This window comes from Streptomyces sp. NPDC055815 (genome assembly GCF_053616475.1).
The window spans coordinates 97,123-116,319 of record NZ_JBSHDU010000006.1; the positions used below are offsets into that span (position 1 = coordinate 97,123).

The following is a 19,197-nucleotide window of genomic DNA, read 5'->3' on the forward strand; positions in this document are numbered from 1 at the left end:
CGGCGTGGCCGTGGAGGCGGGCGGCGCCGTGTACGGCCCCGACGGTGTGGGCCCCTGTTCTCACGCGGGCTCCTTGGTGGCGGGGGGGGCGGGGGCTGGGGGGGCGCTCCGGGGCCGCGCCCGCCCCGGGGGGCGGGGGGCCCCGCACCCGGGTGGGCCCGCTCCAGATGTTCGGCGGGCCGCCCCCCCCTCCCCCGCCCCCCGGGCCGGGCTCCCCGAGGGGAAGCCCGGCCCGGCGGGTCGGTACCGCGCGTCCTACTTCTTGGCGGCGGTCTTCTTGGCGGCGGTGGTCTTGCGCGCCGTCGTCTTCTTGGCGGGCGCCTTCTTCGCCGTGGCCTTCTTGGCCGGAGCGGTCTTCTTGGCGACCGTCTTCTTGGCCGCGGCGGCCGTGGTGGTCTTCTTGGCGGCGGCGGTGGTCTTCTTCGCCGCTGCCGTGGTGGCCTTCTTCGCGGGGGTCGCCTTCTTGGCGGCCGCGGTGGTCTTCTTCGCCGGCGTCACCTTCTTGGCGGCGGCCGTGGTGGCCTTCTTCGCCGGGGTCGCCTTCTTCGCGGCGGCCTTCTTGGCGGTGGTGGCCTTCTTGGCGGCGGCCTTCTTCACGGTCGCGGAGGCGCCACCGGTGAGGCTGCCCTTGGGGGCCTTCTTGACGGAGACCTCGCCGCCCTTGGGGAGCTTCTTCGAGCCGCTGACCAGGTCCTTGAAGCCCTGACCTGCACGGAAGCGCGGGACGGAGGTCTTCTTGACCCGGACCCGCTCACCCGTCTGCGGGTTGCGGGCGTAGCGGGCCGGCCGGTCGACCTTCTCGAACGAGCCGAAACCCGTGACCGAGACCCGGTCGCCGGCCACCACGGCACGCACGATGGCGTCGAGCACGTGGTCGACGGCTTCGGCGGCCTGCTGACGACCGCCCATCTTGTCGGCAATCGCTTCTACGAGCTGCGCCTTGTTCACGTCTTCCCCTTCGGAGACATTGCCAGAACGAAAGTGTTCAAGCTTTTTCGCACGTTAGGCATGTATATACCGCAAATCAAACACGAAACGGTCTAATCACCCTAGTGCCGCAACGCGGAAGTCCCGTTGCGGAGTTCCTGGTGTCAGTCGTCCTCTGGGAATCGGCCCTCATCGAGGTCCTTCATCAACCGGTCGAGACGCGTTGCCGCGTCCTTGAGATCGTGCTTCGCCGCTGCCGTGACGACCAGCAGCTTCCGGGACAGCGCCATCCTTACGCCCTCCGGGACTTGCAGTGAGCGCACCCTTGTGTGCGCTTCCTTCAATCGGGCGGCGACTGCCTCGTAGAGCTCGAGTTGGCTGTCGCGTTCCATGCACCGATTGTGCCATCTAGGGCGAGTTGTCGCCCGACAGGGTCTCAACAAGCGACTGCGCCCCCCACCGGGCGGTGGGGGGCGCAGTCGTGGAAAAGCGCTGCTCAGACCGTAATTGTACGGGGCTTGAAGGCCGGTCGAGCCGCCTCGTAGGCCGCGATGTCGGCTTCGTTCTGAAGGGTGAGGCTGATGTCGTCCAGACCGTTCAGCAGACGCCAGCGGGCGTTCTCGTCGAGCTCGAAGTCGGCGTCGATCCCGGCGGCCAGGACCTTGCGGGCCTCCAGGTCGACGGTGATCTCGGCGGTCGGGTCGGCCTCGGTCAGCTCCCAGAGCGCGTCCACCGTCTCCTGCGGGAGGACCACGGTCAGCAGGCCGTTCTTCAGCGAGTTGCCGCGGAAGATGTCGGCGAAGCGGGAGGAGATGACGGCCTGGAAGCCGTAGTTCTGGAGCGCCCAGACGGCGTGCTCGCGGGAGGAGCCGGTGCCGAAGTCGGGGCCGGCGACCAGGACCGTGGCGCCCTGCCGCTCCGGGCGGTTGAGGACGAACTCGGAGTCCTTGCGCCAGGCCTCGAAGAGGCCGTCCTCGAAGCCGTCGCGGGTGACCTTCTTCAGCCAGTGCGCCGGGATGATCTGGTCGGTGTCGACGTTGCTGCGGCGCAGCGGGACGGCCCGGCCGGTGTGCGTGGTGAAAGCTTCCATGGTTCCTCAGACCCCCGCGGTGGTGGCGACGTCGGACAGATCGGCCGGGGAGGCCAGGTGGCCCAGGACGGCGGTGGCGGCGGCGACCTGGGGGGAGACCAGGTGCGTCCGGCCGCCCTTGCCCTGCCGGCCCTCGAAGTTGCGGTTGGAGGTGGACGCGGAGCGCTCACCGGGGGCCAGTTGGTCGGGGTTCATGCCCAGGCACATCGAGCAGCCCGCGTGCCGCCATTCGGCCCCGGCCTCCTTGAAGACCTTGTCCAGGCCCTCTTCGACGGCCTGCAGGGCGACCCGGACCGAGCCGGGGACGATCAGCATGCGGACGCCGTCGGCGACCTTGCGGCCTTCCAGGAGGGCGGCGGCGTTGCGCAGGTCCTCGATGCGGCCGTTGGTGCAGGAGCCTACGAAGACGGTGTCGACCTTGATGTCGCGCAGCGGCTGTCCGGCGGTCAACCCCATGTACTCCAGGGCCTTTTCGGCGGCCAGGCGCTCCGAAGCGTCTTCGTACGAAGCCGGGTCGGGGACGTTCGCCGAAAGCGGCGCGCCCTGGCCGGGGTTGGTGCCCCAGGTGACGAACGGCGCCAGCGAGGCGGCGTCGATGACGACCTCGGCGTCGAAGACGGCGTCCTCGTCGGACTTCAGGGTCTTCCAGTACGCGACGGCGGCGTCCCAGTCCTCGCCCTCGGGGGCGTGGGCGCGGCCCTTCAGGTAGGCGAAGGTGGTCTCGTCGGGGGCGATCATGCCCGCGCGGGCGCCGGCCTCGATCGACATGTTGCAGATGGTCATCCGGGCCTCCATCGAGAGCTTCTCGATGGCGGAGCCGCGGTACTCCAGGATGTAGCCCTGGCCGCCGCCGGTGCCGATCTTCGCGATGATCGCCAGGATCAGGTCCTTGGCGGTGACGTCCTCGGGCAGCTCGCCGTCGACCGTGATGGCCATGGTCTTCGGGCGGGCCAGCGGCAGCGTCTGGGTGGCGAGCACGTGCTCGACCTGGCTGGTGCCGATGCCGAACGCCAGCGCGCCGAAGGCGCCGTGCGTGGAGGTGTGCGAGTCGCCGCAGACCACGGTGGTGCCGGGCTGGGTCAGGCCCAGCTGGGGGCCCACGACGTGGACGACGCCCTGCTCGACGTCGCCCAGCGGGTGCAGCCGGACGCCGAACTCGGCACAGTTCTTGCGGAGGGTCTCCAGCTGTGCGCGGGAGACCGGGTCCGCGATCGGCTTGTCGATGTCGAGGGTCGGGGTGTTGTGGTCCTCGGTGGCGATGGTGAGGTCGAGGCGCCGCACCTGTCGGCCGTTCTGCCGGAGGCCGTCGAAGGCCTGCGGGCTGGTGACCTCGTGCAGCAGGTGCAGATCGATGAAGAGGAGGTCGGGCTCGCCCTCGGCGCGCCGGACGACGTGGTCGTCCCAGACCTTCTCCGCGAGTGTCCTACCCATCGCTTTCCCTCCGGCCGACGTCTACGCCGGCACAACTAGAGACCCGTTTCGCGGGCCGTTGTGCGGCCGCATCTCCAGGGTCACAGGTTCCGAGAAAAATTGAACTTGCGTTTCACAGAGTGAGACGCGAATATCGTTGCATGGACAACTCTAGCGGCGTAGGCGTTCTCGACAAGGCAGCCCTTGTCCTGAGCGCCCTGGAGTCCGGTCCGGCCACCCTCGCAGGACTGGTCGCGGCGACGGGACTCGCACGACCCACGGCCCACCGACTGGCCGTGGCACTGGAACACCACCGGATGGTGGCCCGCGACATGCAGGGCCGGTTCATCCTCGGACCGCGCCTGGCGGAGCTCGCCGCCGCGGCCGGCGAGGACCGCCTGCTCGCGACCGCGGGCCCGGTTCTGACGCATCTGCGCGATGTCACCGGCGAGAGCGCCCAGCTCTACCGGCGCCAGGGCGACATGCGCATCTGCGTGGCGGCGGCCGAGCGGCTCTCGGGCCTGCGGGACACGGTCCCGGTCGGCTCGACGCTGACCATGAAGGCCGGCTCGTCGGCGCAGATCCTGATGGCCTGGGAGGAGCCCGAGCGGCTGCACCGCGGCCTCCAGGGCGCCCGCTTCACCGCGACGGCCCTGTCGGGCGTACGGCGCCGTGGCTGGGCCCAGTCGATCGGTGAGCGGGAGCCGGGCGTCGCGTCCGTCTCCGCGCCCGTACGCGGCCCCTCGAACCGCGTGGTGGCCGCCGTGTCGGTCTCGGGTCCGATCGAGCGTCTGACGCGCCACCCGGGCCGTATGCACGCCCAGGCGGTCATCGACGCCGCCGCCCGTCTCTCCGAGGCGCTCCGCCGCAACGGCTGAGCTTCTCCGTTCCTCCTGTTCGTACCGGCCCACCGCTCCAACGCCGCAGCGGTGGGCCGGAGTTGTGTTCCCGTACAGTCGGTGGACGCGCACAGCGAAGAAGCCCTCCCCCGAAGGGAAGGGCTTCTTCGTCTGGTACCCCCGACCGGATTCGAACCGGCGCTACCGCCTTGAGAGGGCGGCGTGCTAGGCCGCTACACAACGGGGGCGTTGGATCACACAGGCGTTACCGCCGCGGATCCGAGCTGGTCTACCAGGACTCGAACCTAGACTAACTGAACCAGAATCAGTCGTGCTGCCAATTACACCATAGACCAATACGTGGTTAGACCAGCGTCGTACCCCCGACCGGATTCGAACCGGCGCTACCGCCTTGAGAGGGCGGCGTGCTAGGCCGCTACACAACGGGGGCCCTAGCGATCCTGCATCAGTTTCACCGGGAGCTACCCAAGTGACCCTGCGGGAAGGATCTGTACCCCCGACCGGATTCGAACCGGCGCTACCGCCTTGAGAGGGCGGCGTGCTAGGCCGCTACACAACGGGGGCTTCGTGGATGCCAATCCACAAGTGCAGATGAGCTCTGCGAGCTGGCCTACCTGGACTCGAACCAAGACTAACTGAACCAGAATCAGTCGTGCTGCCAATTACACCATAGGCCACCGGAACGTGATCACTTCGAGAAGGGATCTTGCTCGGCTTGCGCTTCCGGGGCTTTCCGGCCTTTCGGCCCGTTCCCCTCGGCGCAGAAAGAACATTACCCGAAGGTGGACGGTGCTCCAAAACGCGTATCCGCACGCAGCACGGCGGGCAGCTGGCGGAGGTCGGTGATCCGGATCAGCTCGGGCCTTCCGCCGGTCCCCGCGCGGTCCAGCCAGATGCCCCGGAGGCCCGCCTCCACGGCGCCCCGGGCGTCGATGTCCGGGTGGTCCCCGACGTACGCCACCTGGTGGGGGCGCAGGTCCAGGGCGGTGCAGGCGGCGTGGAAGGCCTCGGGGGCGGGCTTGGCCACGCCGAGTTCGGCGGCGCACAGGACGGCCTCGAAGCGGTCCCGTACGCCCAGCGCGCGGAGCTTGTGGTCCTGGTTGTGGATGCTGGAGTTCGACAGGATCCCGTGACGGTAGTCACGGGCCAGCAGGTCGAGGACGGGCACGGTGTCGGGGAAGAGCTCCCAGGCGGCCTCGTAGTGGACCACGTACCGGTCGAACCAGTCGTCGGCCTCGACGGCGGTGAGCTCCGGTCGGCCGAGGAAGTCCCGCACCCGGTCGCGCCGCTGGTCCCGGAAGTCCCCGCCCTCGGCCTCGTACCGGCGCCAGTGCAGCTCCGTGAGCTCCTTCCAGCGCCGCAGGGCCTCCTCGACGGAGCCGTACGCCCCGAGCAGCCCCTCGGCCGCGAGATGCGCCCGCATCCCGGTCCGGTCCGCGCTCGCGTAGTCGAAGAGCGTGTCGTCGATGTCCCAGAGCACCGCGCGGATGGCCATGGAGACGACGGTACCCCCGTCCCGGGTGCGGGACGGGGGTACCGGTGCGTACGGCTGTCGCCTAGGCGGCGAGCTTCGCCAGGGTCGCGTCGATGCGGGCCAGGGTCTTCTCCTTGCCCAGGATCTCCAGGGACTCGAAGAGCGGCAGGCCGACCGTGCGGCCGGTGACGGCGACGCGGACCGGGGCCTGCGCCTTGCCGAGCTTGAGGCCGTGGGCCTCGCCGGCGGCCAGGACGGCGTTCTTGAGCGACTCGGGGTCGTTCCAGTCGGCGTCCACCAGCTTCTCGCGGGCGGTGGTCAGGAGGGCCGCGGGCTCGCCCTTCATGGCCTTGTCCCACGAGGGCTGGTCGAAGACCGGCTCGGACAGGAAGAGGAAGTCCACGTTCGCCGTGATGTCCGAGAGGACGGTCAGGCGGGTCTGGGCGTGCGGCGCGATGGCCTCCCAGGCGGCCCGGTCGAAGTCCTCCGGGGCCCAGTTGGCGTGCGGGGCCCGGAGCCAGGGCTCGCAGGCCTCGGCGAAGGCCTTCACGTCCAGCATCCGGATGTGGTCGGCGTTGATCGACTCGGCCTTCTTGAGGTCGAAGCGCGCCGGGTTGGCGTTGACGTCGGCGATGTCGAACTTCTCCACCATCTCGGGGATGGTGAAGAGGTCCTGGTCGGCCGAGAAGGACCAGCCGAGGAGCGACAGGTAGTTCAGCAGGCCCTCGGGGAGGAAGCCGCGCTCCCGGTAGAGGTTGAGGGAGGCCTGCGGGTCGCGCTTGGAGAGCTTCTTGTTGCCCTCGCCCATCACGTACGGCAGGTGGCCGAAGGAGGGGATCTCCTTGGCGACGCCGAGCTCGATGAGCGCCTTGTAGAGCGCGATCTGCCGCGGGGTGGAGGAGAGCAGGTCCTCGCCGCGCAGGACGTGGGTGATCTCCATGAGGGCGTCGTCGACCGGGTTGACCAGGGTGTACAGCGGGGCGCCGTTGGCCCGGAGGATGCCGTAGTCCGGCACGTTGTCCGGGGTGAAGGTGAGCTCGCCGCGGACCAGGTCGGTGAAGGTGATCGGCTCGTCGGGCATCTTGAAGCGGACGATCGACTCGCGGCCCTCGGCGCGGTAGCGCTCGATGCGCTCGGCGCTCAGGTTGCGGCAGGTGCCGTCGTAACCGGAGGGCTTGCCGGCCAGGCGGGCGGCGTCGCGGCGGGCTTCCAGCTCCACGGCGGTGCAGAAGCAGTGGTACGCGTAGCCGCCGGCGAGCAGCTTGTCGGCGACGTCCTTGTAGATGTCCATCCGCTGCGACTGGCGGTACGGCGCGTGGGGGCCGCCGATCTCGGGGCCCTCGTCCCAGTCGAGGCCGAGCCACTTCAGGGAGTCGAGCAGCTGGTTGTACGACTCCTCGGAGTCGCGAGCGGCGTCGGTGTCCTCGATGCGGAAGACCATGGTGCCCTGGTTGTGCCGGGCGAAGGCCCAGTTGAAGAGGGCGGTGCGGACCAGACCCACGTGGGGGTTGCCGGTCGGCGAGGGACAGAAACGGACGCGGATGTTCGCGTTAGCCACGCTTGATCACCTTATTGGTGAGAGTGCCGATGCCTTCGATGGTGACGGCGACCTCGTCGCCGACGTTGAGGGGGCCGACCCCGGCGGGGGTGCCGGTGAGGATGACGTCGCCGGGGAGCAGCGTCATGGCCTCGGTGATGTGGACGACCAGGTCCTCGATGGAGCGGATCATGTCGCTCGTCCGACCCAGCTGGCGTTGTTCGCCGTTGACCGTGGCCTGGATGGTCAGGTCGCTCGGGTCGAGGTCGGTCTCCACCCAGGGACCCAGGGGGCAGGAGGTGTCGAAGCCCTTGGCGCGGGCCCACTGCTTCTCGCGCTGCTGGGCGTCGCGGGCGGTGACGTCATTGGCGCAGGTGTAGCCGAAGATGACGTCCTTCACGCGCTCGCGGGGCACCTCGCGGCACATGCGGCCGATGACCACGGCCAGTTCGGCCTCGTGGTGCAGCTCGTTGGAGAAGGAGGGGTACTCGATGGCGTCGCCGGAGCCGATCACCGAGGTGGTGGGCTTGAAGAAGGCGACGGGGACGTCGGGGACCTCGTTGCCGAGTTCGGCGGCGTGCTCGGCGTAGTTGCGGCCGATGGCCACGACCTTGTTGGGGAGCACGGGCGGCAGGAGCCGTACCTTGCTGAGCGGGACCTTGGTGCCGCTGAGCTCGAAGTCGGTGTACGGGATGCCCTTGATGATGTCGAGGACGAGGCCGCCGGACGCGGCGGACTCGGCGGGGTCCTCGCCCTCGACGGCGCCGAAGGCCACATTGCCGTCGATGGAGAATCTGGCGATGCGCACGAGTGCTGTCGCCCCTCACTTGGTACTGGCTGGAGTCTGACGCTCCAGGCTAACGCGGCGAGGGGCGGCCGCCCGGCGATATCACCGGGGGTGATGACGGAGGCGCCGCGGGCCGGGGCCCGGCCGGGTCAGCGGGACGCGGTGGCGTACGGCTGCGGCTGGTACGGCGCCGGGGCCTGCATCAGGATCGTGCGGCGCGGGTTGGCCGTGTTGCCCGGGAGCTCGACCGAGTACTCCGGCTGGGCGCCCCGGCCGAGGTCTGCGGCGTCCGAGAGGTGGACGAGGGTGGAACGGCGGGGGTTGGCCGTCTTGCGGAGCGTCGTCGTCTTCATCGCGGTGATCAGACCTTGTTCCGGGAGGGGCGCCCGTACGGGCGCGAAGGGGTGTAAAGCGTCAGGCTAAACATGCGATTCCCTTCGAATGCATGGCTGAGACATCGATTCGGGTGTGAGTTTGCTCACCACTTGCCTCATATTCCGGGCATTACGGACGGTCGCCGGTCACCACGGAAAGGGACATTCCGCCATTGAATGAGTCATTCCGCTCCTGATCATGGCGACTGGGACACACAGGGACGCCCGCCCATTGGGCTGGAAAAGTCCGAATCCTCCGTGATCATCTTCTACATGGGGTGACGTGTCGTGCACACGTTGTCATACCCCTCCCGCCACGAAACGCGGCCCTTGTTGGAGATCCGGCACTGTGCTGGAATTCCACGCACCGCCGCGGGTTTCAAGCCGGCGCGCAGGAGGCGCAACGCAGCGTCGGCCTAGTGGCGGGGAAGGGGGAACTGCGCCGGTCACCGACGACCACCTGGGGCGCTCCACGCGCCCCGATCGACGCCGACACCGTCCTCTCCGTTCACCCGGAAGGACGCCTGGTCCAGAGGTTGCGACGCTAGTGCAGGGACGTTTCAAGAGGGATGGCTCGGGGTCTCCCCAGGCCCGCCAGGGCCGAGCGGATGCTCCGGCGGAGCAGGAACCGCGTGCCGGGACCGACCGCGGTCCCTCGGCCTCGCACACCCCGAACCAGGGTCAGGGACCTTCCGGCGAGGGCGGTGACGGCGGCAGGCGCGGAAGCTCCTCGGCCAAGTCCGCCAAGTCCGCCGAGCCGGCCGCCGCGCCCGCCAAGGCCCGCGCCGAGAACGAGGTGGGGCCGCGAATAGCCCTGCGCAACTGGCGCATCTCCACGCGTCTGGTCGCACTCCTCACCCTCCCCGTGGTCGCCGCGACCACCCTGGGCGGCATCCGCATCAGCGACTCGCTCCAGGACATGGAGCAGCTCGACCACATGCAGCTGCTCACCAAGCTGACCCGAGAGGCGACGGACCTCGCGCAGGCCCTGCAGGCCGAGCGCGACCTGTCCGCCGGCCCGCTGGCCAACGGCCGCCCGGTCAGCGACTACCCGGTCGCCAACCAGCGCCGCCGGACGGACCGCGAGTACAAGGCCTTCCTCGACGCGACCGAGGACATCCCGGTCGCCGAGGGCGACGAGGCGCTGCTCAGCATCCGCCAGAACGTCAGCCAGATCGCCTCGCAGCTGGCCGAGCTCCACTCGATCCGCGGCACCGCCTACTCGAAGAGCGCGTCGAACTCGGTGACGGTCGAGGCGTACAGCCGCCTCATCCGCTCGCTCCTCAGCCTGTCCCAGGACATGGCGCAGGCGACCAGCAACCCCGAGATGATCAAGCGGACCCGCGCGCTCGCCGCGTTCTCGTCCGCCAAGGAGTACGCCTCCATCCAGCAGGCGATCATCGCGGCCGCCCTGCCGCCGAGCGACCAGAAGCGCGGCCAGCTGGCGCAGGGTGACCGTCTCTACGGCGAGGCCGCCCTCAACAGTGAGGGCGTCGAGCTCAAGTCCTTCCAGTCGATCTACGAGTCGGCCGGCGGTGACGCCGCCGAGCGGACCGAGTCGCTGAACAGCGGCGACCCCTCGATCAACGCCGCCAACAAGTACGCCGAGCGCGTGCTGAACTCGGACAACGCCCTGCAGGCGGGCACCAACCCGCGTGGCTATCTGAACTTCACCGACGAGTACAGCACCAAGATCGCCGCCATGAACCGCATCGAGCGAGGTCTGCTCGGTGACATGGAGACCATGGCGCGTGAGCTGAAGCAGGAGTCGCAGCGCGACGCCATCATCAACGGTGCGCTGATCCTCCTCGTCCTCGGTGTCTCGCTCATCGGCGCCTTCGTCGTGGCCCGGTCCATGATCCGCTCGCTGCGCAGGCTCCAGGACACCGCGACCAAGGTCGCCCAGGACCGTCTGCCCGAGCTCGTCAAGCAGCTCTCCGAGTCCGACCCGCAGGACGTCGACACCTCCGTCGAGTCCGTCGGTGTGCACTCCCGGGACGAGATCGGCCAGGTGGCCGCGGCCTTCGACGACGTGCACCGCGAGGCGGTCCGCCTCGCCGCCGAGCAGGCCCTCCTCCGGGGCAACGTCAACGCGATGTTCACCAACCTCTCGCGGCGTTCCCAGGGCCTCATCCAGCGTCAGCTCTCGCTCATCTCCGAGCTGGAGTCCCGCGAGGCCGACCCGGACCAGCTCTCCTCGCTGTTCAAGCTCGACCACCTCGCGACGCGTATGCGCCGTAACGGTGAGAACCTCCTCGTCCTCGCCGGTGAAGAGCCCGGCCGCCGCTGGACCCGTCCGGTCCCGCTGGTCGACGTCCTCCGTGCCGCCGCCTCCGAGGTGGAGCAGTACGAGCGCATCGAACTGGCCGCGGTCCCGGCGACCGAGGTCGCCGGCCGCGTCGTCAACGACCTCGTGCACCTCCTCGCCGAGCTGCTCGAGAACGCCACCTCGTTCTCCTCCCCGCAGACCAAGGTCCGGGTCACCGGTCACGCGCTGCCCGACGGCCGTGTGCTCGTCGAGATCCACGACACCGGCATCGGCCTCTCCCCCGAGGACCTCGCCGCGATCAACGAGCGGCTCGCCTCGCCGCCCACCGTGGACGTCTCGGTCTCCCGCCGCATGGGTCTGTTCGTGGTCGGCCGCCTGTCCCTGCGACACGGCATCCGGATCCAGCTGCGCCCGTCCGACTCGGGCGGCACCACCGCGCTCGTCATGCTCCCCGTCGACGTCGCCCAGGGCGGCAAGAAGCCCATGCCCAAGCCGGGCGCGGGCGGCCAGGGCGCGATGCCGCAGGGTGCCTCCGCCCCCGGCGGCCGTCTCCCCGGCGGTCCCGGCGCGGCCGGCGGTCCCGGCGCCCCGGGTCTCCCCGGCGGGCGTCCGGGCCAGGGCGGTGCCCCGTCCTCGGCGGCCGGCCGTCTCGGCGCCGGTGCCGCGCGCGGTCAGGTCGGTGCGAGCGGTCCCCGGGCCGCGCTGCCCGCCCGTGACGGTGCCCCGCTCGCCGGCGGCCCGCAGGGCGCGCCGCAGTCCCGCACCCCGCAGCCGCAGAACGCCCAGCTGGACCAGACCGGCCGGATGCCGCAGGTCCCCCAGGCCCCGCAGGCTCCCCAGTCGCCCGACGCGCTGCGTCCGGGCCCCGGCGGGGGCGGCCTCATCGGCGGCGCCGCGAGCGCCATCCCGTCCCGTACGGACGTGTGGGGCAACCAGTCCGGACCGGCCGCCCCGCAGCAGCCGCAGCAGGGCAACCAGCAGGGCGGGTACGACTTCCCGCGCGCCGAGCTGCCCGGCGGGAACCCCCAGCCGCAGCGCCCGCAGGCCGCGAGCTGGGGCAACGACCCGCAGCAGCAGCCGGTCCGGCGCCCGCAGCAGGAGATGTCCCCGCTGGACGCCCCGCGCGGCCACGAGGAGCCTGAGTCGGCGGGCCTGTTCGGCGGGCCGGCGGCTCCGCAGGGTCCCGGTTCCACGGGCCAGTTCCCGCGCCCGGACTTCGGCGCCCCGCTGGGGGCACCTCCCGGGCCGCAGGGCCCAGGGGGACAGCCGCAGGCCCAGCAGCAGGCTCCGCAGCCCCAGGCGTACCAGCAGGACCCGTCCTCGACGGCGCAGTTCCCGCGCCCCGACTTCGGTGCCCCGCAGGGTCCCGGCTCCACCGGCCAGTTCCCGCGCCCGGACTTCGGCGCCCCGCAGCAGCCGCAGGCCCCCCAGCAGCCCCAGGGGTACCAGGGCGGCCCGCAGCAGCAGCAGTTCGGCCGGCAGCCCTTCGTACCGCAGGCGCAGCAGCAGGCCCCGCAGGCCCAGCCCCCGGCGCCGCGTCAGCGGACCGGCGAGGACTTCGGTGCCCCGCGTCCGGCCGAGCCGGGCCGTCCGCAGCAGCCGCAGCTCCAGCAGCCGCGCCGTCCGGAGGCCCTGCCGCCGGCCGGTGGCGCGGGTGATGCCCGTACCCCGCTGTACGACAACCTGGAGACCAACTGGTACCCGCAGGAGCAGGCGCGGCAGCCCGCTCCGCAGCAGGTGGACCTGACGCAGACGATGCCGACACCGGTCGTGTCGCAGCCGTCCGCTCCGGCGCAGCGTCCGGCCGGTGACCCGGCCGCCGACGGCCGCCAGAACGGCGGGGCCGCCTGGCGGACCTCGCCCAACGACGAGCTGGTGCGCCAGGCGGAGCGGGTGCGCAAGCCCGCGGCCGGCGGCGTCACCACCTCCGGTCTTCCGCGCCGTGTGCCGAAGGCCAACCTCGTACCCGGGACCGCACAGGAGCAGGCCCACACGGCCGGCCCCCAGGTCTCGCGTGCACCCGACGACGTCCGCGGCCGGCTCACGAATCTGCGCCGCGGCATCCAGCAGGGCCGCCAGGCCGGCAACTCGACCACGGGTAGCCACCACCTCGGTCCGAACCATCAGCAGGAGCGTTAGTTGAACGCGATGAGCCAGGCGGCGCAGAATCTGAACTGGTTGATCACCAACTTCGTGGACAACACCCCCGGGGTGTCCCACACGGTGGTGGTCTCCGCCGACGGACTCCTGCTGGCCATGTCCGAAGGATTCCCCCGCGACCGCGCCGACCAGCTGGCGGCGGTCGCATCCGGACTGACCTCGCTGACCGCGGGCGCGTCCCGGATCTTCGAGGGCGGTCCCGTGGCACAGACCGTGGTGGAGATGGAGCGCGGCTTCCTCTTCCTCATGCAGGTCTCCGACGGCTCCTCGCTGGCCGTGCTCGCGCACCCCGAGTGCGACATCGGCCTCGTGGGCTACGAGATGGCGCTGCTGGTCGACCGGGCCGGCAGCGTGCTCACCCCGGATCTCCGTGCGGAGCTCCAGGGCAGCCTGCTCCACTAGGTCACCTACGGCGGACGGACCCCACATCCGTCCGCACCCGACCGACCGCAGGGCGGTACGCCCCTCCGTACCGTTCTGGGCACTGTTCATCGTCCGGCCGCCCCACCCGGCCCCCCACCGGCCCCATCAGACGGCAGAAGTCTTGCTGTCACGCCCGGAGGATTCATGACCCCGCCCCCCGCCTCTCACGATCCGTACGGCGCCTCAGTCGACGAGTACGGACACGAGGGCGACCAGCCGCTGGTGCGTCCGTACGCGATGACCGGCGGCCGGACCCGGCCGCGCTACCAGCTCGCCATCGAGGCGCTGGTCAGCACCACGGCCGACCCGGCACACCTCGCCACGCTCCTGCCGGAGCACCAGCGGATCTGCCACCTCTGCCGCGAGGTCAAGTCGGTGGCCGAGGTGTCGGCCCTCCTGTCGATGCCGCTCGGTGTCGCCCGGATCCTCGTGGCCGACCTGGCGGAGGCCGGCATGGTGGCGATCCACCAGCCGGGCAACGGAGAGACCGGCGGCACGCCGGACGTGACACTGCTCGAAAGGGTGCTCAGTGGACTTCGCAAGCTCTAGCGGCGGCGCGGCCAGATCGACCACCAGCGCGAAGATCGTGGTGGCGGGCGGCTTCGGCGTGGGCAAGACCACGTTCGTCGGCGCCGTCTCGGAGATCAACCCGCTGCGTACCGAAGCCGTCATGACCTCCGCGTCGGCCGGCATCGACGATCTGACGCACACCGGTGGCAAGACGACGACGACTGTCGCCATGGACTTCGGCCGCATCACCCTCGACCAGGACCTCATCCTGTACCTCTTCGGTACGCCGGGTCAGGACCGCTTCTGGTTCATGTGGGACGACCTGGTCCGCGGCGCCATCGGCGCCGTCGTCCTCGTCGACACCCGCCGCCTCGCCGACTGCTTCCCCGCGGTCGACTACTTCGAGAACTCGGGGCTGCCGTTCGTCATCGCCCTCAACGGCTTCGACGGCAACCAGCCGTACCAGCCGGAGGAGGTCCGCGAGGCGCTCCAGATCGGACCCGACACCCCGATCATCACCACCGACGCCCGCCACCGCGCGGACGCCAAGAGCGCCCTCATCACGCTCGTCGAGCACGCCCTCATGGCGCGGCTCAAGTAGAGGACGGGACAGGGCGGTTGTCATATGCCGCTGCCAGGGGCGGTCTGTGTCCTTCGACACGGCCGCCCGCGCGTTCATAACATTTCGACAGAGAATTGGGGCGCCCCGGACACCCGACGCATCCGATCGGTGTCACTGCGCTCACCTGAGCCCCGCCATTTGGCGGGGCTCGCTCTTTATGCCCGTTTTATGTGAGGCCTGGACCACTGAAAGGGCCCGCTTCCCACTGTTTGGAACGGACCCCCTTCACGTGCTGCAATTCATGAACTCCCGAGTAGTACGGCCCTGAACGAAACACCGGCACAACGTAGGTGCCGACGCCGAGAGGTTGTTGGTCGAGTGAGGCGAAGCAAGGAAAGCTCCGCGGAGCAGGAGACGCGGGGCAACTTCACGCCGCCGTCCCGGACGGCGGTGTCGCCCGCGGACGTGCCCGTGACGCCGCCCCCCACCGAGGCGCCCAAGGGAAGCTCCAGCAAGCTGTCGCCCCGCAACTGGCGGGTGCCCACCCGCCTGAACGCGATCCTCTGCATACCCGTGCTCGTCGGCCTGGTCATGGGCAGCTTCCAGGTCAAGGCCGCTATCGACACCTGGCAGGAGGCGCAGGACGCCGAGAAGACGGCGCTCATCGTGCGCGCCGCCTCGGAGTACAGCACCGCCCTGCTCAACGAGCGTGACCTCACCGCCGGCCCGCTGCTCGTCGCGAAGACCCCCGAGGACCGCAAGGTCGACGAGGTCACGCGGGCGTACGCCGCGACCGACGCCGCCAAGGCGAGGTTCGACGAGGCCGTCAAGAGCATGCCCTCGGGCCAGGGCCTGGAGCGCCGTCTGCGGCTGTTCCAGGACGAGGAGCCCAAGCTGGAGCAGCTGCGCAAGGCCGCGTACACCCGCTCCCTCGACCCGGTGAACACCCAGCTCGGCTACACCGGCGTGCAGCACTACCTCACCGAGTTCTCCAACGAGCTCGGGCTGGGCACCGGCAACGTCACCAGCTACGGCCGCAGCGTCTACGCGATCCAGCTCTCGAAGGGCGCGGAGTCCCTCCAGCGCTCCATCGGCACCCAGCTCCTGCTCCGCCCCAGCGCGAAGGACGAGGTCTTCGCCCAGCAGTCCGTGGCGTTCAACTCGTACAACTACCTGGAGCAGATCGCCCTCGGCGAGTTCAGCTCCGGCGGTCTGCCCGAGGACGTCGCGCTGCTCAAGAAGGCCATGGCCGCCAAGGCCGCCGACGGCGAGAAGAAGATGGCCGCGGCCGGCGTCGAGCTCCCCAAGGGCAAGGACGGCTCCGTCTACTCCGGTGTGGCCTCCCGGATCGGCACTGCCAAGGGCGCCGCGGGCATCGCGGCCCTGAAGGCCGACAAGATCACGCCCGAGACCTGGATGGCCGTCGCCACCGCCAAGTTCGACGGCTACAGCGAGGTCGAGAAGGCCCTCGTCGACAAGGCCGTGACCGAGGCCGCCCGGATCTCCGACGAGGCCAAGACCGACGCCTGGGTCAACGGCGGCATCGTCGTCGTCGCCCTGCTCGCCGCCTTCATCCTGGCCGGGATGATGGCCCGCCAGATGAGCCGCTCGATGCGCCAGCTGCGCACCGCCGCCTTCGGCATCGCCGAGCAGCGCCTGCCGATGCTCGTCGACCAGCTCTCCCGTACGGAGCCGGGCCGGGTCGACACCCGCGTCCAGCCCATCCCGATCGACTCGCAGGACGAGATCGGCGAGGTCGCGCGCGCCTTCGACCAGGTCCACCGCGAGGCCGTCCGGCTCGCCGCCGAGCAGGCCATGCTCCGCGGCAACGTCAACGCGATCTTCACGAACCTCTCGCGCCGCAACCAGTCGCTGATCGAGGGCCAGCTGACCCTCATCACCGACCTGGAGAACAACGAGGCCGACCCGGACCAGCTGGAGAACCTCTTCCGCCTGGACCACCTGGCCACCCGTATGCGCCGCAACGGCGAGAACCTCCTCGTCCTCGCCGGCGAGGAGCCGGGCCGCCGCTGGGACCAGCCGGTCCCGCTGGTCGACGTCATGCGCGCCGCCTCCTCCGAGGTGGAGCAGTACGAGCGCATCGAGCTCGCGGGCGTGCCGGAGGCCGAGATCCACGGCCAGGCCGTGACCGACCTCGTGCACCTGCTCGCCGAGCTCCTGGAGAACGCCACCACGTTCTCCTCCCCGCAGACCAAGGTCCGCGTCACCGCGACCCGTCTCCCCGACGGCCGCGTCATGGTCGAGATCCACGACAAGGGCATCGGCCTCACCGCCGAGGACTTCGCGGACATCAACCACAAGCTGGCGAACCCGCCGACCGTCGACGCCGCCGTCTCGCAGCGCATGGGCCTCTTCGTGGTCGGCCGGCTCGCCGACCGGCACGGCATCCGGGTCCAGCTCCGCCCCTCGGGCGAGCAGGCCGGGACGACCTCGCTCGTCATGCTGCCGGACGCGATCACGCACGGCGGCGGCGGCGAGCAGCCGCTCCAGGACGACTTCACCGTCTCGCAGATCATTCCGCAGCAGCAGCAGCAGCCGAACGCCTTCGAGGCCGCCCCGCAGCAGCCGATGCTCACCGCGGCCGACCTCGGCTTCGACGACTCGCGCTACGAGCAGCCCGCCGAGGACGACCGTCAGCTCGACCCGGTCAACCGCTCGCTGCAGCGCGAGGAGCGCCGTGCGGCCCTGGAGGCCCAGGCGCAGGGCGGCGAGCGTCCGCTCTTCCGCGACGAGGTGGAGCCGGCGGAGCAGTACGGCCAGGCCCAGGAGTACGACCAGGGTCAGGAGTACGGGCAGCAGCAGGCCCAGGAGTACCCGGCGGAGCAGTACCCGGCGCAGGAGTACGCGCAGGCCCAGCAGCCGCAGGAGTACGGCCAGGAGTACGCGGCCGACTACCCGCAGCAGGACGCCTACGGCTACCCGCAGCAGGGCTACGAGGCCTACCCGCAGCAGGGCTATGCGGAAGCTTCGTACGAGACCCCGGGAACCGAACACCAGCAGTACGGCAATGCGTTCGAACCCCAGCCCCACCAGGCAGAGTGGCCGGATCAGAACGCTTACCAGGGCGGCTACGGACAGGATTTCGGAGCGGAATCGGAATCTGCTCCGAGCGCTCCCGAACAGGCCCCCGACCGCGTAGGCTTCGACCGTCCGGGTCCGACCGCGAGTCCCGCCCCGGACGCCGGACACGCACTGACCGACGCCGGTCTGCCGCGCCGCGGCAGCGTCGGCCAGCAGACGCAGCAGGTGCCGTCGCAGGCGCCGCAGCAGCCGAAGCCCGCGCAGCCGGCGCAGCAGCAGAACGCAGCCGACGGCTCCGACGAATGGCGCTCGACCAACGACGAGCGCTGGCAGCGGGCCGGCAAGCTCAAGGACCCCAAGGCGGGCGGGGTCACCTCGTCCGGTCTTCCCCGGCGGGTCCCGAAGGCCAACCTGGTCGAGGGCACGGCTGAGCAGACCCCGCAGGGCGGCCCCCAGGTCTCCCGCGCGCCCGAGGACGTACGGGGCAGGTTGAGCAACCTGCGCCGGGGCGTCCAGCAGGGACGCAACGCGGGAACGGACACGAACGGATCGGGCCTCGGCCCGGGCAGTACCTACAACCAGGAGCGTTAGTGTGAGCATGAGCCAGGCGGCGCAGAATCTGAACTGGTTGATCACCAACTTCGTGGACAACACCCCCGGGGTGTCGCACACGGTGGTGGTCTCCGCCGACGGACTCCTGCTGGCGATGTCCGAGGGCTTCCCCCGTGACCGCGCCGACCAGCTGGCGGCCGTCGCCTCCGGACTGACCTCGCTGACCGCGGGCGCGTCCCGGATCTTCGAGGGCGGTGCGGTCAACCAGACCGTGGTGGAGATGGAGCGCGGCTTCCTCTTCATCATGTCGATCTCGGACGGCTCCTCGCTGGCCGTCCTCGCCCACCCGGAGGCCGACATCGGTCTCGTGGGCTACGAGATGGCCCTGCTCGTGGATCGCGCGGGTACGGTTCTGACCCCCGACCTCCGGGCGGAACTTCAGGGAAGTCTTCTCAACTAACAGACAGACAGTGCGTTTCGTGCCACCGCACCGTAGGGTGCGGTGGCGCGGGTCCAAGGGACATGGGCCGCGAGGCAGTCGGAGGAGGAGACGTGGGTACACCCCCGGGCGGTAGCCCTTACAACGGTTACGACGCGCACCAGGCGCCGCTGGGCGACACCGCGCAGAACCGGTTCAACTTTCCCTCCGCCCCGAGCAGACAGGGCGTCTCGCAGCCCTACGCGCAGCCTCAGGTCCCGTCGACGGCCGCGGGTTCGCCGGCCGCCTCGCGCGGTCCGTCCGCCGCGGGCGGTTCCGGCGGGCACAACCCGCTGGTGCGCCCGTACGCGATGACCGGCGGCCGGACCCGGCCGCGCTACCAGCTCGCCATCGAGGCGCTGGTCAGTACGACGGCCGATCCCGCCCGGCTGCAGGGGCAGTTGCCCGAGCACCAGCGGATCTGCCGGCTCTGCTTCGAGATCAAGTCGGTCGCGGAGATCTCGGCACTTCTCTCCATTCCCCTCGGCGTCGCCCGAATCCTCGTCGCCGACCTGGCCGAGGCCGGACTTGTCGCCATCCACCAGCCCGGCGGCGACGAGGCCGCCGGCGGTCAGCCAGACGTGACACTGCTCGAAAGGGTGCTCAGTGGACTTCGCAAGCTCTAGCGGCGGCGCGGCCCGTTCAACCACCAGCGCGAAGATCGTGGTGGCGGGCGGCTTCGGCGTGGGCAAGACCACGTTCGTCGGCGCCGTCTCGGAGATCAACCCGCTGCGTACCGACG

General features: G+C 70.4%; 16 protein-coding genes, 5 tRNA genes and 1 pseudogene. 9 read left to right on the forward strand and 13 right to left on the reverse strand.

Annotated features, from left to right (window positions below):
* Positions 1–255: 255 nt before the first annotated feature.
* The 4 genes from ACWGN5_RS06705 to leuC form a co-directional block, all read right to left on the reverse strand.
* Positions 256–948, reverse strand: a complete 693-nt coding sequence (locus ACWGN5_RS06705) for an HU family DNA-binding protein (protein WP_369146738.1) — start codon at positions 946–948, stop codon at positions 256–258.
* A gap of 143 nt (positions 949–1,091) precedes the next feature.
* The gene (locus ACWGN5_RS06710; protein ID WP_015036430.1) at positions 1,092–1,319 is read right to left on the reverse strand and encodes an SCO5555 family protein; all 228 of its coding nucleotides are present in this window, start codon (positions 1,317–1,319) and stop codon (positions 1,092–1,094) included.
* Positions 1,320–1,423: 104 nt separating this feature from the next.
* A complete protein-coding gene (leuD, locus tag ACWGN5_RS06715; protein ID WP_041131426.1) occupies positions 1,424–2,017 on the reverse strand; it encodes a 3-isopropylmalate dehydratase small subunit in 594 nt (197 codons plus the stop codon).
* A 6-nt stretch (positions 2,018–2,023) separates the two neighbouring features.
* Positions 2,024–3,448: a 3-isopropylmalate dehydratase large subunit gene (leuC, locus tag ACWGN5_RS06720; protein WP_453511762.1), complete on the reverse strand. Its 1,425-nt coding sequence runs from the start codon at positions 3,446–3,448 to the stop codon at positions 2,024–2,026.
* Positions 3,449–3,588: 140 nt separating this feature from the next.
* Here leuC and ndgR point away from each other — a divergent pair, with 140 nt between their 5' ends.
* Positions 3,589–4,305, forward strand: a complete 717-nt coding sequence (gene ndgR / locus ACWGN5_RS06725) for an IclR family transcriptional regulator NdgR (RefSeq protein ID WP_005311436.1) — start codon at positions 3,589–3,591, stop codon at positions 4,303–4,305.
* 133 nt (positions 4,306–4,438) lie between these two features.
* Here the strand turns inward: ndgR and ACWGN5_RS06730 are convergent.
* The 9 genes from ACWGN5_RS06730 to ACWGN5_RS06770 all read right to left on the reverse strand — a co-directional run bounded on the left by ACWGN5_RS06730 (position 4,439) and on the right by ACWGN5_RS06770 (position 8,438).
* Positions 4,439–4,514: transfer RNA gene (locus tag ACWGN5_RS06730), tRNA-Glu, on the reverse strand.
* Positions 4,515–4,550: 36 nt separating this feature from the next.
* Positions 4,551–4,622 (reverse strand) — tRNA-Gln (locus ACWGN5_RS06735).
* Between the two features lie 22 nt (positions 4,623–4,644).
* Positions 4,645–4,717: transfer RNA gene (locus ACWGN5_RS06740), tRNA-Glu, on the reverse strand.
* A gap of 61 nt (positions 4,718–4,778) precedes the next feature.
* Positions 4,779–4,851, reverse strand: a tRNA-Glu gene (locus tag ACWGN5_RS06745).
* Between the two features lie 41 nt (positions 4,852–4,892).
* Positions 4,893–4,964 (reverse strand) — tRNA-Gln (locus ACWGN5_RS06750).
* A 95-nt stretch (positions 4,965–5,059) separates the two neighbouring features.
* A complete protein-coding gene (locus ACWGN5_RS06755; protein WP_453511763.1) occupies positions 5,060–5,782 on the reverse strand; it encodes an HAD family hydrolase in 723 nt (240 codons plus the stop codon).
* A gap of 61 nt (positions 5,783–5,843) precedes the next feature.
* The gene (gene gltX, locus ACWGN5_RS06760; protein WP_453511764.1) at positions 5,844–7,319 is read right to left on the reverse strand and encodes a glutamate--tRNA ligase; all 1,476 of its coding nucleotides are present in this window, start codon (positions 7,317–7,319) and stop codon (positions 5,844–5,846) included.
* Positions 7,312–8,106: a fumarylacetoacetate hydrolase family protein gene (locus tag ACWGN5_RS06765; RefSeq protein ID WP_369146731.1), complete on the reverse strand. Its 795-nt coding sequence runs from the start codon at positions 8,104–8,106 to the stop codon at positions 7,312–7,314. Before ACWGN5_RS06765 ends, gltX begins: the two co-directional genes overlap by 8 nt.
* Positions 8,107–8,234: 128 nt before the next feature.
* The gene (locus tag ACWGN5_RS06770) at positions 8,235–8,438 is read right to left on the reverse strand and encodes a hypothetical protein (RefSeq protein WP_369146730.1); all 204 of its coding nucleotides are present in this window, start codon (positions 8,436–8,438) and stop codon (positions 8,235–8,237) included.
* Between the two features lie 568 nt (positions 8,439–9,006).
* Here ACWGN5_RS06770 and ACWGN5_RS06775 point away from each other — a divergent pair.
* The 8 genes and pseudogenes from ACWGN5_RS06775 to ACWGN5_RS06810 all read left to right on the forward strand — a co-directional run.
* Positions 9,007–12,867, forward strand: a complete 3,861-nt coding sequence (locus ACWGN5_RS06775) for a nitrate- and nitrite sensing domain-containing protein (RefSeq protein WP_453511766.1) — start codon at positions 9,007–9,009, stop codon at positions 12,865–12,867.
* A 9-nt stretch (positions 12,868–12,876) separates the two neighbouring features.
* Positions 12,877–13,290, forward strand: coding sequence for a roadblock/LC7 domain-containing protein (locus tag ACWGN5_RS06780; RefSeq protein WP_015036421.1), 414 nt, complete (start codon positions 12,877–12,879; stop codon positions 13,288–13,290).
* A 165-nt stretch (positions 13,291–13,455) separates the two neighbouring features.
* A complete protein-coding gene (locus ACWGN5_RS06785; RefSeq protein ID WP_017235980.1) occupies positions 13,456–13,860 on the forward strand; it encodes a DUF742 domain-containing protein in 405 nt (134 codons plus the stop codon).
* Positions 13,841–14,422, forward strand: coding sequence for a GTP-binding protein (locus tag ACWGN5_RS06790; protein WP_116158662.1), 582 nt, complete (start codon positions 13,841–13,843; stop codon positions 14,420–14,422). Before ACWGN5_RS06785 ends, ACWGN5_RS06790 begins: the two co-directional genes overlap by 20 nt.
* Before the next feature lie 339 nt (positions 14,423–14,761).
* Positions 14,762–18,016, forward strand: coding sequence for a nitrate- and nitrite sensing domain-containing protein (locus ACWGN5_RS06795; RefSeq protein ID WP_453511768.1), 3,255 nt, complete (start codon positions 14,762–14,764; stop codon positions 18,014–18,016).
* Positions 18,017–18,023: 7 nt separating this feature from the next.
* Positions 18,024–18,437, forward strand: a complete 414-nt coding sequence (locus ACWGN5_RS06800) for a roadblock/LC7 domain-containing protein (RefSeq protein ID WP_026057603.1) — start codon at positions 18,024–18,026, stop codon at positions 18,435–18,437.
* A 92-nt stretch (positions 18,438–18,529) separates the two neighbouring features.
* On the forward strand, positions 18,530–19,081 hold the full coding sequence (locus tag ACWGN5_RS06805) for a DUF742 domain-containing protein (protein ID WP_453511770.1): 552 nt from the start codon (positions 18,530–18,532) through the stop codon (positions 19,079–19,081).
* Positions 19,062–19,197 (forward strand): annotated as a pseudogene (locus ACWGN5_RS06810) (ATP-binding protein); the annotation flags it as partial. The gene ACWGN5_RS06805 and the pseudogene ACWGN5_RS06810, both read left to right, overlap by 20 nt.

Bases quoted from the DNA above. Each gene is read 5' to 3' on its own strand.
- ACWGN5_RS06710 (WP_015036430.1), bottom strand. From the start codon at position 1,319: ATGGAACGCGACAGCCAACTCGAGCTCTACGAGGCAGTCGCCGCCCGA.
- ACWGN5_RS06785 (WP_017235980.1), top strand. From the start codon at position 13,456: ATGACCCCGCCCCCCGCCTCTCACGATCCGTACGGCGCCTCAGTCGAC.
- ACWGN5_RS06780 (WP_015036421.1), top strand. From the start codon at position 12,877: ATGAGCCAGGCGGCGCAGAATCTGAACTGGTTGATCACCAACTTCGTG.
- ACWGN5_RS06755 (WP_453511763.1), bottom strand. From the start codon at position 5,782: ATGGCCATCCGCGCGGTGCTCTGGGACATCGACGACACGCTCTTCGAC.
- ACWGN5_RS06770 (WP_369146730.1), bottom strand. From the start codon at position 8,438: ATGAAGACGACGACGCTCCGCAAGACGGCCAACCCCCGCCGTTCCACC.
- leuC (WP_453511762.1), bottom strand. From the start codon at position 3,448: ATGGGTAGGACACTCGCGGAGAAGGTCTGGGACGACCACGTCGTCCGG.
- leuD (WP_041131426.1), bottom strand. From the start codon at position 2,017: ATGGAAGCTTTCACCACGCACACCGGCCGGGCCGTCCCGCTGCGCCGC.
- ACWGN5_RS06800 (WP_026057603.1), top strand. From the start codon at position 18,024: ATGAGCCAGGCGGCGCAGAATCTGAACTGGTTGATCACCAACTTCGTG.
- ndgR (WP_005311436.1), top strand. From the start codon at position 3,589: ATGGACAACTCTAGCGGCGTAGGCGTTCTCGACAAGGCAGCCCTTGTC.